This is a genomic window from Nocardia sp. NPDC101769, assembly GCF_044766925.1.
Lineage (GTDB): Bacteria > Actinomycetota > Actinomycetes > Mycobacteriales > Mycobacteriaceae > Nocardia.
This window is the reverse complement of the sequence record NZ_JBIWMX010000008.1, coordinates 145,207-157,340: the sequence shown is the minus strand read 5'-3', so window position 1 is coordinate 157,340 and position 12,134 is coordinate 145,207. Positions and strand designations below refer to the sequence as shown.

The window sequence follows — 12,134 nt, the reverse complement described above, 5'->3', positions numbered from 1 at the left end:
TGGGGCTTGCGTCGAGAACACCGTGGCAGGCGAGCCGGCCACGGCCCGACGGGGGTTGGTTATCCAACGGTCGATCGAGCTCGTTACGTGATTGCGGGCCCCCAGAATTCGCGGCAGTCCTGTGAGACGGACTCCTCCTAGAGTTCTACGCAGCGCAATCCGAAGGAGACGACGATGAAAACGGTTCTGCGAAGTCAACTCCCACAAGTACTGGTCAGCTGTCTTATTGCTGGCGTGCTCGCCGTCGGCACCGCGCAGGCCGCACCTGTCGCTCTCGACCCTGAGCAGTCCAGCGCGGCCGCCATCGCCACCGGCGACGATTCCGGTTCAGCGGCAACTGGGTCGGTCAGTTCATCGGAACTCGCGATACTGCGAGTGCTTCTGTTGTGCCCCCTGGGCCTCATGTCGGGTCAATCCTGCAATCTGATGCCGTGACTTTGCCGAACGACGAACCGATCTTTCTAGCGCAACAACACATTTGGTGAGAACATCCAGGGCAAGGAGTGCGATTTGAAGTATCAAAGCCTGACGCGTCTGGGCTCGTGCGCCGCCGGCATAGCGGTCTTGGCCGCGACCACGGTGTCGATGGCCTCGACGGCCGCCGCCGACGACTGGATCCAGGTTTCGGGTACGGTCCAGTGCGTCAACCAGACGTACACACTCACCGTGCCGGCATCGAAGATTCAGACCGGTATCTCGTCCTACTACTTCCTTGACGGCAAGAACTTGAACACCGCGACCATGATCGGCAGCGAGCAGCCCATCCAGCACGGCCAGGATGCCACGGCTTCCTGGACCCCCACCACCAGCGGCACCCACACCCTGTGGTGGCGAGGCATTCAAGCCGGCGGCGGGGGCATCATCGGTCCTCAGGAAATCACTGTGGTCGACCAGGCGCCCGCTGGGCAGAACTGCAATCCGGCCACCGGCGGCACGGGCAGCGCCGATTCCCTGCCGATCATCGGACCGATGCTGAGCCAGCTGGGTCTCTGAACCGAACGGGGCCAGTCGAGCGGCGTCGATTCAGATCAGTCCACGACCAGGCCCGTCTACGAGGGAGCACCGAACGCCTTTCGATGATGTCGTCGTCGATGAGCGCGGTTTCGAAGGATGCCGGGCGGTCCGGCGTCGCCCCAACTGGGGCGCGATCAGTACCGTCGCCACGGCCGCTGGGGCGGGCGATGAATTGGGCCATCACCTCGATGGCTGGTTTGATAGCCGTTGCTGGTGTCCACTGTCAGTGCTGGGACCTCAAGTTGGTTCGGGTCGAAGGCGTAGATGGGCGAATCGCCGCCGCCCACATGGAAACGATCCACCAGGTGCTAATCATCAGCAGTTTGCGCTGGTGGATGGCGTGGGTGTAGCAGCTGTGCTGTGATCGGCCGTGGTATGCCGGCGATACGCTGTTGGCATGCAACCGCCCGAGGTCGCCCTCGAAAACTTTGACGCCGTGTACGACTACTACCGCGATCATCGACAGAGTCTGTTGAAGGCGAAGGCGGCGTACTGGTTGCTCGGGCGTCGCTTCCAGCCGCGGGTGGGCTTCGCGGCGGGGGCGCGGAAAGAATTGCGGGACTTCATCTCCGAAGGTCGGCCGCTGGTCATCTCGATCAATCATCTGTCGGAGAAGGACCCCTACACGGTGAGCGCGGCGGCCTGGCGCAGTCCATTGCGGCCCGTCATCGGGCACACCAGGGTGCTGGCCAAGCATGAGGTCTTCGCCGAACCCAAACTGCGGAGCACGCTCGACATGATGGGCGGCATGCCGGTATTTCGCAGCAAGGACCATGAGAGCTCCTCGGTCAACGCCGCGTCGCGGCGGTTGATCGACACCTGTGCGGAGGTCATGGCGCGGGGCGACAGCATCGCTTTGTTCCCCGAAGGGACCTGCAACTACGTCGACCACACGCGGGTGCTGGAACTGGGCGGTGGTATCGGGCACATCGTCTGTCGTGCTCGCGAACTCGGTGCGGACCCGGTGCTGGTCAGTCTCGGACTCAGTTATGGCCCCCGGGAGGATCCCGCCGCCGAACTGAGCAAGGCGGATGTCCGGTCGGCCAGCTTCTACTTCGGGAGGCCGGTCGGCGAACTGCCCTCACAACCCGCCGACATCACGGGCCTGGTTCGCGAGGAGTTGCAGGCCGCTCTCGACGGTGCGGTCGCGGCCTACTGAGCGACGGTCCGGCGAGATCACCACAAGCCGACGTCGGTGGCGGCGGGCCGGTGCTTCGCGTTCAGTCAGGGCCAGCTCGAGTACGAGCAGTCAACTTGACTCTGGCGTTCAGACATGGTGGTGTTCTTTCGCCTCGAAACCGCGACCGCCACTTGATCTTCCGCGCCCTTTGGGCATGGGCGGTCTCGCGATCAGCCGCGCTGCGTTGACCGGTTCGGTCAGCGCGGTATGCGGCAATAGAGTGCGTTCGGGCAGTGACTGGAGGTCGGCTCCCTGGCGGCTGCACGACCCCGGTCCCCGCGGGCTCATGCCGCTGGCCCGTTTCCGAATCAGGCCAAGACGATTACCGCGGCGCCGATTGCGGCGGCCAGCACCACTGCCATCACCGCGATCCACGGCCATACCGGGCGTTTCCGGGCCGGTGAACGGTCCGGCATGCCAAGTGGCGAGGTCAATTGTGTTGAGCGCGGCCGGGATGGCGACGATTCCCCCATGAAGTCACCGTACAAGACCACCTGTCGCCCGGCCGATTGGTCAGTGCGCAGCCTGACCCAGGATGAATCACCCAACCCGCCGGTACGCTGCGCTGGCCGGTTTGGTCAGCGCGGTATGCGGCAGAAGCGAATGTTGCGTTCTACAACCTGGCGGACGAGCGGTTCATCGGTGGAGACCGCGCGACTAGGGGTCTCCGGCGACGAAGTATCGCAACTCCCGCGTCTCCACCAGCCCATCGTGTCCAGCCCCTGACCACGACCGATACCCGTGCGGTATCGCCGGCCACCCGATCAGTCTTGGACGCCCGACCGTGAGTTGCAACAGGGTAGGCGGTATGTCTCGCAGACAGACCGATCGTTCTACCAGCAAGGAGCTACCCATGACTACACCCACGATCGTCCTGGTGCACGGCGCGTTCGGCGATTCCTCCATGTGGTGCGACGTCGTCGCCAGACTCCAGAAGGAGGGCTACAGCGCCATAGCCGCGGCCAATCCGCTACGCGACCTGGAATCCGATGCACAGTACGTCGCCACTGTCACCAGGGCCGAGGACGGCCCGGTCGTCCTGGTGGGCCACTCCTACGCCGGCGCCGTGATCACCCGCGCCGCGCGTGAGGTGTCAAACGTCAGCGCCCTGGTCTACATCGCCGCATTCCAGCCAGACGAGGGCGAGGACACGCTCGAAAACGCCACCCGCTTCCCCGGTGCCAAGATGGGCTCGGACACCTTCAGCGTGATCGAGTCCGACGGCCAGGTGGAGCTGCGGATCTTGCCCGAGCACTACCAGGACCTCCTTGCGGGAGACCTCCCCCAAGCGACCACGGACATCATGGCGGTCACTCAGCGCCCGGTGCGCCAGCAAGCGGTTACGGCCCAGCTGTCGGGTGAGCCGGCTTGGCGCAGCCTGCCGTCGTGGGCGCTGATCGCGACGCAGGACAACGCGATCCCGGCCCAAGCCCAGGAGTTCATGGCCGCGCGTGCCGGATCTTCGGTGGTCCGCGTGGAAGCATCCCACGCAGTGTCCATCTCACAGCCGGACGCCGTGGCCAACCTGATCATCGCGGCAGCCAAGGCCACCATCTGAAATCGCTTCGGCTGCCGCCATCTGGTCGCCGGGTGAGGCGCCGATGGATGCCGCCGCCCGTCAGCCGGCCCGCCTCCTCCCATCCGACGCCGGTCGCGCATAGCCGCAACCAACGCCAGATGCGCCACTCGCTCATCGGCATAGAAAGACGTTCTGCGCCTCGGGTGTCTGGACATGGGGAACGTCCTCCTGATGCGCTTGTCGGGCTTGGTGTCCCATCGCGGGTAGGAGGACGTTCCCTGGGTAACGGTAGTCGCTTGTCGCGGGGTGATCGCAACCGTAATGCGCGTTTGAGCAGGTTGCGGGCGCTGGTGCCGACCTCGAATGCGATCGTCGGTGTCGATCTGGCCGACCGCAAGCAGATGGTCGTAGTGACCGACCACGATTCGAAAGTGCTGGCCCGCAGAACATTCCGGTGCCGCGCCTGGGATATGGGTGTGGCGTTGGACTGGGCCGGGCAGCGCGCCTCGGCGGCCGGGTTCGCCGGGGTGACGGTGGCATGCGAGCCGACCGGGCATCGCTGGCGGGTGCTGGGCCAGCTGGCCGCCGATCGGGGCATGGCGTTCGTGTGCGTGCAACCGGCGATGACGTCATGGTCACGCCGCGCCGAGGATCTCACCTGCGACAAGACCGACGAAAAGGATGCGGTGCTCATCGCCCGGTTGACCGCGCAGCTGCGCTGCTATGTGCCCGAGCCGGTCGACGAGACCTGGGGCCGGTTGCGGCATCTGGGGGCCCGCCGCGAACAATTGCTGGTGGAGATGGTCTCCCAGGTCCAGCAGATTCGGGCCCTGCTGGAATGCGTGTGGCCGGCCGCGCTGGAAACAGCGCGTCAACCGTTCCGATCGCGATCATGGGTGGCGATGCTGCGGGTGATCTGCGGACGCGACAACGGGGACCTGGCCCGCACTCACAGGCTCGGCCAGGCCCGCCTCGAACAGGCAGTCCGGCGCGAAATCGCGCGCACCGGTGGGCAGCGCCCGTCGCTGCGGATCATCCGGAATCTGTTTGCGGCCCTGAGTGATTCAGCCGGAGTGCGCGCGCATCGACGCGGCGCGCTCGAACGTGTGCAATTGTTGCTGGGCGACTGGTGCGAATCCGGGCGGCGGCTGGCCGAGGTCGAGCAGCGCATGACCGCGGTGCTCGACGAGCTGCGACTGACCGAGCTCGTCACCTCGATTCCCGGGCTGTCCGCGGTCGCAGCCGCTGCCATGCTGGCCGAAACCGGTGACCCGACACGGTTTCCCACCGCCCGCTCGATGGTCGAACACGCCGGTCTGGCGCCCCGCGAGCGGCAATCGGGAACCTTCACCGGCCGCACCAAGCTCACCGGCCAAGGCCACCCCGGCCTGCGAGTGGCCGCCTGGCGCGCGGTCTGGGGCACCCAACGCGCCAACACGGTCTATGCCGCCCGCTACAAGCATCTGACCAGCCGCGAGACCAATCGGCTCACCCCGACCCAAGCCCAAACCGTGATCGCCGCAGCAATATTGCGCCAGCTACACGCCGTCATCACCACCCGACAACCCTGGGACCCCCATATCGCCACCCACGGCACCACACGCGCCAAGATCTCGACCGCCGCCTGAGCGGCGGCGCGTCGAGCGGTCGGTCGGGGCGAGCCCTCCGCGGCATCGAGACACACCGGTGATCTCGCCGCTCATCATGGGCAGCCCCGGCCTGTCGTCACCACAACCCGATTACACGCTGCAGGGTGACCAACCCCATTACCGCTATGCCGGGACGACGACAAACCGAGGACAACCGACCGAACCGCTTGACACAAAACGACTTACGCTGATGAGCGGATGTTCTACACCGCATCACATTCCAACCGCCGACGCCCCGCGCTGGCCGGATCGGTCAGCGCGGTATACGGCATGTGCGGATATTATGAAGCTGTTGTAGAGGAAGGTCGTGAATGGCGTTGCCGCCGTCGCGCCGCACGTAGCCTCGACCCGGTGGAAAACTTCGTATTCGAGACACACCGTCCGAGTAACTACCTGCGCCGTCTCGCCGATTCCGATATCGGCCGTCATTACAAGGCGATCGCATTGGCACAACTAGAGGCTCGGCCGGGAGATACCGTCGTCGATCTCGGATGTGGTCCTGGAGCCGATTTGGCGGCACTCGCAGACGCGACCGAACCAGACGGGCTTGTAATCGGCATCGACATCGATGCGGCGGCTGTCGCCGAAGCATCCGCCCAGCATTCCGCCGACTCGCGAATCAAGCTGTACCACAACGATATCCATGAGCTTTTCCTGCCCGACGTCAGCGCCGATCGTGCCCGCACCGATCGAGTTCTGCAGCACGTGGCAGAGCCTGCGGTCGTTCTGCACGAGATACGCCGGGTCCTGCGGCCCCACGCCAGGGCAGTCTTCGCAGAACCGGACTGGGAAACCCTGGTCGTCGACCATCACGACCAGGAGCTCTCGCGCGCCTACACCCATTTCGTCGCCGATATCGCTGTCCGCAACGGCGCGATCGGTCGAAAGCTGCCCGCTCTCGCCCTGCAATCCGGCTTCGACGTCAGTGACGTGCTGCCGATCACGACAGTCTTTCGCGACATCCGTAGTGCGGACCGAGTATTCGGGTTCGGACGAGTCTGTGAGCGTGCGGTCGCCGCGGACTACCTGACGAGAGAGCAGGCCGACCGCTGGCTCCGCGGCCTCGCCAGCGAACCATTCTTCGCCTCGGCGACCCTGTTCATCGTGACTGCCATTCGAAAGCCCTGACCGGGTAGATCATTGCAGCAATGAACAAGTACGAGACCCGGACATCGTCTCATCGGCATTATGGTGCGTTCGGCCGGCCTCGAATCGGGCGACCGGCTTATCTTCGGCGAGCGTGGCTCGCCCGATAGGTTGACCTGTAGCGCGGTTGAGGTTGCACAGTGGCTGGATGCGGCTGAATCAGATCACGATCGGTTCCACCGACCTTGGCCGGTCCGAGCGGTTCTATGGACTGCTCGGAATGCAGTTGATCGTCAAGACCGACAACTATCTGCGGTTCCAATGTCCTGATGGCGGCAGCACGTTTTCGGTCGAGTTGGTCGAATCCGTGCCCGACGGCGAACAGGTCTCTATCTATTTCGAGTCCGATGACCTCGACGACCAATGCGCTCGGCTAGCCGGTGCGGGCGTGGTGTTCGACAGCCTGCCGGCCGACATGTCGTGGCTGTGGCGAGAGGCATGGCTGCGCGATCCGGACGGCCATCGGCTGTGCCTGTTCTACGCCGGAGACAATCGGCTCAACCCGCCATGGCGGATCGCCGACCCGACATCGAACCGACCAGCAGACGGTCGATCGTGAGCCAAGCCTGAACAGCCTCAATTCGGCAATAGCGGACGTTCTGTGCCGCAGCAGGTTTCGGGCGGCGGCGCCTCGCGCTGGGCCGGTTCGGTCAGCGGGTATGCGGCAGTAACGGATGTTTGTCGTTCGGGTCTCGGTGAGCAGATATAGATCTCTCGCGCTCTGATCGCTGTATCGTTCGGGCATGACGGCGGTTCAGTTTCCGCGCCTGGCTGAGGTTTTTCCCGTCCTGGCCACCGAGGTCGCCGAGTTGTTGATGGACGAGGACGCTCGGCTCGCCCGGACCATCCAGGATCTGTGGTTCTACGGTCGGCGCACCTGCACACCCACCTGTCCGGTCCTGTTGACCGCACCGGCCGGCTCTCCCAGCCCGGGAATCATTGAGCTGGAACGTGATGGCGAGACAATCGCCTTGCTGAATTTCGATCCCGAAGACAGATCGGTGACCGGGATCGAAGTGCTCGATGGCCGCGATCTGTCCATTCCATCTGCTTGAACCGGCACACAACCGGACGAGCCGAGCCGTGCGGTCGGCGGAATAGATCAGCCCGGTATGCGGCCTTTGCGGACGTCGGTCCGGAGATTGTCTATTGCACCTCGGCAGCATGGAAGAGGCGTTCGTAGATCTCGTTTATCACCTGCTGTTTACGCGCGTTGTAGTCCATGACGTTGCCGCCGCCGGGGATCGCCGCTTGTTTGGCGTCCGCGTAGAGTGCGCGATCTTCGGCGTGGGTGCGCAGCCAGTCGCGGAACATACGCATTCGGATGGTCTCTGGGCAGTTCGGGCCGAACACGTGCAGGTTCACGCGAGGGTCGGCCAGCCGCAGGCACCGATGCTCGTGGAAGGACGGCTCTCGAACCGTGAGGTCGTAACCGAGGCGTTCGAGCAGGGGAACGTAGGCGCTCTCCTGGCGTGGATCGGCGACGGTGAGAACCATGTCGATGACATCTTTGGCGGCCAGGCCTTCAACGGAAGTGGACCCGACGTGTTCGATATCCAGGACCGAATCGCCGAGCATCGCGCGGATATCGGCAATCATGCCTTGAAAACGGCTCGGCCACTCGGGGTTATACGGGGCGATCGTGATCGTTTCCGGTGGGGGTGGGCCGTTGACCCACGGATTTTCGGAGGGCATTGGTTCGCGGTGGCGGCGGAGTTCCTCGAAGGTGGGCATCAGCCGAACCTAGCGGTAGGACGGCGGTGAGAACTGGCATAAACGCCCTCAACTCGGCAATAGCGGACGTTCTGCACCGCACCAGGTTCCGGCCGCCGGCGCCCCGCGCTGGCCGGTTCTGTCAGCGCGGTCAGAGGCAGTTCCGGATACTCGGCTGAGACCTCTGCGGAGCGATCAGGTTGTGCGATGACGCCCACGGCTTGCCGCGCCCCGCGGGGCGGAAGATCATGGCCGCATGGATCTCGATCAAATCAACACGCGCACAGAGGAACTTGCGGAGAAACTCGGTGCACAGCCCCCGCACGCCGAGTCAGGGAACGTGCCGCAGTGGAGCTCGGACGGGATACGGCCGCTGTTGAGGAAAAGGCAACCGGTCATCGTGGTCGGGGCCACCTTCGGCAAGCTCTCGGCAGCCGAGAAGGACGGCGCGCTAGCGAGTGCCATGGTGATCCTGGACCTCATCAAGACAGGGGCGCGCAGGGTCCCGCTCGCTGTCAGCCTTTCGCTGCTGCCAGCGGTGATGGTGGTGGGATTCGTCGCGGGCGAGCACGGCACACCGCCTTGGCAGGTGATCGCGGCGGCATTGGCGTCGTACGCGATCGGCCGTGCCGTCGCGCACATGTTGTGGTTTCGACGTGTCGTATATCGCATGGATCACAAGGTGGCGGAAGTGATGGGGCGGCCGTCAGTGGACCTGATGCTCGCCCTTTCCCTCCGCAGGCCCTCCCACCCCCGAGGCGTCGTCGGCATTATTACGAAGTTGTCCGTACCCAGCGAGGCTCAGCGGGCGAAACGCCTGGACGCGATCGTCTCTGCGCGTTGATCTTCAGACCTGCTGCGCGGTGGCCACTTCGAGCTACGCGTCAAGCGGCTGGTTAGGAGCGCGGCCTGGGTCAATGGTTCAGGTCGGGGAGAATTTCGGCAGGCTTGGGTGCGCGCCGATGCTCGAGCCAGAACCCGTATTCCCGCAGGTACGTTTCGAGTCCGTCGTTCACGTAGCGGCGGTAGGTGCGTAGGCCCTGGGCATTCTCGCGTTCGTCTTCACGCTCGCTGGCCGACCAGGCATGATCGACACGGTCGATCCATTCCGTCAGACGTGCACGCTCAGCCCACCAGCGGCGGATCAGCTCCAGGGTCCAGTGGTCATCACCGTCGTAGGCATAGGCGCAAAATGGGTCACTCGCCGCTGCTGTCAGCACCAACTGCGTCTCTCGCACGTTACGGGGTTGGCGGAACACCACTTCGCTCCCGAAGTCGTCCTCGTACACGATGTGCTCCGGGGCAACGAGCCGCCCGGCCCAGCACGAATCGGTACCAGCCCCGTAGAACGGACCGGGAACATTGCGCCAATCCCGTTCTGCCCACTCACCTCGCAGATAGTCACCCGGCGGGCCAAGCTGGCAACCTTGCTCGGAGCCTGCGCTCGGAAGCGTTTGCGAGGCAATGACAGTCGGCAGCGGATCCCAATACACGAAGCCACGGTATCGGCCGCAATCACCGTCCGCAGTGCACTCAATTCGGCAGAAGCGGACGTTCTGTGCCGCAGCAGGTTTCGGCCGCCGATGCCTCGCGCTGGCCGGTTCGGTCAGCGCGGTATGCGGCATAGAGCAGGCATACACTGCCCGGCACCTGACCGAGCGGAACAGATTCCGGTTCTGTCCGATGGTCGCCGAGAACAGGTCAGGGACTCGGGTCCGCATTCAGCGCTCGAAGGGCGGCAGCGCGGATCTCCTCCCGCGCACCGTCGTCGAGCAAGCCCTGGTGTTCCTGCAACGCGGGTACCACGGTCTGGGCGGCGGCGAACGCTGCTCGTGCGCGAATACGGTCTGCCGGTGTAGGGTCCGGGCCGGCGAGGAGCTCGATGATCCGGCGGCAGGCGGCATCGACGTCGTGCTGTGGGATGAGGCCGGCCGTTGAGGGGTCGATGGCGAAAGCTACGAACACAGCACCGGTTTCGGCCGCGCCGTCGATGTAGTCGCTGAGGATCTCCGCAGGGCTGAGCTGTCGGGTTCGGGCCCGTTCGATCAGCTGGGTCACCGCCGTGAACGGTGCCTCGAGCAGCTCCGCGGCGATCGTTTCCTTCGTTCCGAAGTGATAGAACACCGTGGCCTTGCTGGCGCCCACTGCTGCGGCGATATCGGCGATCGAGGTCGCGGCATATCCTTTGCGCAGGAACAGGAGCCTTGCCGCCGCTAGGATCTCGGCCCGCCGGTCGACGGTCACCGCTCGCTCGCCCGCATGGTCAAGACGATCTTGCCCTGTAGGTGCCCTTGCTCGGCACGCTGGTGCGCACGGTAGGCCTCTTGCAGCGGGTAAACGCTGTCGATGCCAACGGTCAGTGCGCCGGTATCGAACAGTTCGTTCAACTGGCGCAGGTCCGCCCCGCTGGACTGCACCTGGTGGCCGACCGTGGCGATATTGCGTCGCGCAAGCTCCTCGGGCGGATAGAACGCCAAGGTGATGGGAACCAGGCGACCGCCGTCGACGAGAGCGGGCAACCAACGTCCGGCATCGAGCCCTCCGATGCTGCCGACACAGTCGATCACCACGTCCACCGCGCCGACGGCCGCGATCGGATCCCCGGTGGTGTAGTCGACAAACGTCTCGGCTCCGAGTTCGGTCAGGAACTTCTCGTGGCGGCTCGACGCTACCGCGACGACCCTGGCGCCGCGCAACCGCGCCAGCTGCACAGCGAAGTGCCCGACTCCTCCGGCTGCGCCGACGATCAGCACCCGCTCACCGGGCTCGACCGCGCCCTGCCGGTGGATCTGCTGCCAGGCGGTCAGCGCCGCCATCGGCACGGCCGCGGCCTCGATGTGGCTGAGCCGCTGCGGTTTCGGTGCCAGATCGGTGACCGGCGCATTCACATACTCCGCGTGCGTACGGCCGTGTCCGCGGCCGTCGAACGGCGGGAAACGCACCAGACCATAGAGTTGGTCGCCCACGGCGAACTCCGCGACCTCCGAACCTACGGCGACAACCACGCCGGAGACGTCGGCCCCGGGAACCGACGGCCGCTGCAGCGCAGGCCGATACTGGACCGGCAGGTCCGCGAAGCCGCTGCGACCCCGCAGATCCGAGGGATTCAATCCGGCGGCATGCACCTCGAGCAACACCTCGCCCCTGCCCGCTACCGGACGGTCGATCTCCGCCACCCGAACCATCTCGGGACCGCCCGAGGTGAACACCATCGCCGCCTGCATCACCGTCGAACTCACGCATCTCTCCTTCGCATTACCCTGACCGATCGGTCAGCATTGTCAGCATACAGGTCTTGCTGACCGATCGGTCAAGCTTGTTGCCGCCCGGTTCATGCCGAATCGGAACGCGCCCGACGTCGCAGCCGCCCGGCCGGTGAGTGTGTGAACGGACTGGGATGCAGCACGTGGGGGCACTATGACACCATCGACCACCCGGACACACGAGCGCCCGCCCGGCCACGGCGACCGCATCCCTTCCTCAGCCGCATACCCATAGACCTGGAGCTGAATTCCGCGGTAGACGGCCCGATCCGCGTCCGATATCGCACCATCGGAACCGGTCCGGACCTGCTGCTGGTGCACGTGCTGATGACCACCTCGTACAGCTGGCTTGACGTACTGGTAGACCTCACCCCGAGCGGCGCGATCACGCTGCGTCCCACCTATGACAAGCTCGTTGGCCCGGAAATCGCTACCCTCGCCGGGTTCGTCGACAGAGCATGGATGTGCTGGCGACCGGGCGAGGCCGCCTTCGAGTACATCCACTGACGCGCGTCACCCGAAGGCCCACCATCGGCAGATCAGCGTGCCCGACGAGGCGAGATAACCTCAGCCCGTTCATCATTCGGATGCGGCCCTGGCCGGTTCGAACCGCGCGCCACGCGGCAATAGCGTGCGTTCGCGAGATCGAC

At 65.0% G+C, this 12,134-nt stretch carries 14 protein-coding genes; 10 read left to right on the top strand and 4 right to left on the bottom strand.

The annotated features are described in order from the left end of the window. Positions 1-174 precede the first annotated feature (174 nt). The 8 genes from ACIRRA_RS15875 (at position 175) to ACIRRA_RS15840 (ending at position 7,563) form a co-directional block, all read left to right on the top strand. Positions 175-435 carry a hypothetical protein gene (locus ACIRRA_RS15875; protein ID WP_402767904.1) on the top strand — a complete coding sequence of 87 codons (261 nt, stop codon included), beginning with the start codon at positions 175-177 and terminating at the stop codon, positions 433-435. Between the two features lie 75 nt (positions 436-510). Continuing rightward, positions 511-993, top strand: a complete 483-nt coding sequence (locus ACIRRA_RS15870; RefSeq protein ID WP_402767902.1) for a hypothetical protein — start codon at positions 511-513, stop codon at positions 991-993. A 418-nt stretch (positions 994-1,411) separates the two neighbouring features. Next, a complete protein-coding gene (locus ACIRRA_RS15865; RefSeq protein WP_402767901.1) occupies positions 1,412-2,173 on the top strand; it encodes a lysophospholipid acyltransferase family protein in 762 nt (253 codons plus the stop codon). Positions 2,174-3,047: 874 nt separating this feature from the next. Continuing rightward, complete coding sequence (locus tag ACIRRA_RS15860) at positions 3,048-3,752, top strand: alpha/beta fold hydrolase (protein ID WP_402767899.1); 705 nt, start codon at positions 3,048-3,050, stop codon at positions 3,750-3,752. A 290-nt stretch (positions 3,753-4,042) separates the two neighbouring features. After that, on the top strand, positions 4,043-5,341 hold the full coding sequence (locus ACIRRA_RS15855) for an IS110 family transposase (protein WP_402767896.1): 1,299 nt from the start codon (positions 4,043-4,045) through the stop codon (positions 5,339-5,341). A 219-nt stretch (positions 5,342-5,560) separates the two neighbouring features. After that, positions 5,561-6,490, top strand: a complete 930-nt coding sequence (locus ACIRRA_RS15850; RefSeq protein ID WP_402767894.1) for a methyltransferase domain-containing protein — start codon at positions 5,561-5,563, stop codon at positions 6,488-6,490. A gap of 166 nt (positions 6,491-6,656) precedes the next feature. Further along, a complete protein-coding gene (locus ACIRRA_RS15845; RefSeq protein ID WP_402767892.1) occupies positions 6,657-7,067 on the top strand; it encodes a VOC family protein in 411 nt (136 codons plus the stop codon). Between the two features lie 184 nt (positions 7,068-7,251). Then, complete coding sequence (locus ACIRRA_RS15840) at positions 7,252-7,563, top strand: hypothetical protein (protein ID WP_402767890.1); 312 nt, start codon at positions 7,252-7,254, stop codon at positions 7,561-7,563. Positions 7,564-7,654: 91 nt separating this feature from the next. Here ACIRRA_RS15840 and ACIRRA_RS15835 read toward each other — a convergent pair whose 3' ends face one another. Next, positions 7,655-8,242 carry a GrpB family protein gene (locus ACIRRA_RS15835; protein ID WP_402767888.1) on the bottom strand — a complete coding sequence of 196 codons (588 nt, stop codon included), beginning with the start codon at positions 8,240-8,242 and terminating at the stop codon, positions 7,655-7,657. 235 nt (positions 8,243-8,477) lie between these two features. On the opposite strand from ACIRRA_RS15835, the gene ACIRRA_RS15830 reads away from it, so the two are divergent. Continuing rightward, complete coding sequence (locus tag ACIRRA_RS15830; RefSeq protein WP_402767886.1) at positions 8,478-9,065, top strand: hypothetical protein; 588 nt, start codon at positions 8,478-8,480, stop codon at positions 9,063-9,065. A 70-nt stretch (positions 9,066-9,135) separates the two neighbouring features. Here the strand turns inward: ACIRRA_RS15830 and ACIRRA_RS15825 are convergent, their stop codons facing one another. The 3 genes from ACIRRA_RS15825 to ACIRRA_RS15815 form a co-directional block, all read right to left on the bottom strand. Next, complete coding sequence (locus ACIRRA_RS15825; protein ID WP_402767884.1) at positions 9,136-9,714, bottom strand: ferredoxin; 579 nt, start codon at positions 9,712-9,714, stop codon at positions 9,136-9,138. Between the two features lie 208 nt (positions 9,715-9,922). Beyond that, positions 9,923-10,465: a TetR/AcrR family transcriptional regulator gene (locus ACIRRA_RS15820; protein ID WP_402767882.1), complete on the bottom strand. Its 543-nt coding sequence runs from the start codon at positions 10,463-10,465 to the stop codon at positions 9,923-9,925. Then, positions 10,462-11,460, bottom strand: coding sequence for an NADP-dependent oxidoreductase (locus ACIRRA_RS15815; protein ID WP_402767880.1), 999 nt, complete (start codon positions 11,458-11,460; stop codon positions 10,462-10,464). Before ACIRRA_RS15815 ends, ACIRRA_RS15820 begins: the two co-directional genes overlap by 4 nt. A gap of 144 nt (positions 11,461-11,604) precedes the next feature. On the opposite strand from ACIRRA_RS15815, the gene ACIRRA_RS15810 reads away from it, so the two are divergent. Beyond that, positions 11,605-11,991 carry a hypothetical protein gene (locus ACIRRA_RS15810; RefSeq protein WP_402767878.1) on the top strand — a complete coding sequence of 129 codons (387 nt, stop codon included), beginning with the start codon at positions 11,605-11,607 and terminating at the stop codon, positions 11,989-11,991. The last annotated feature ends 143 nt before the right edge of the window (positions 11,992-12,134 follow it).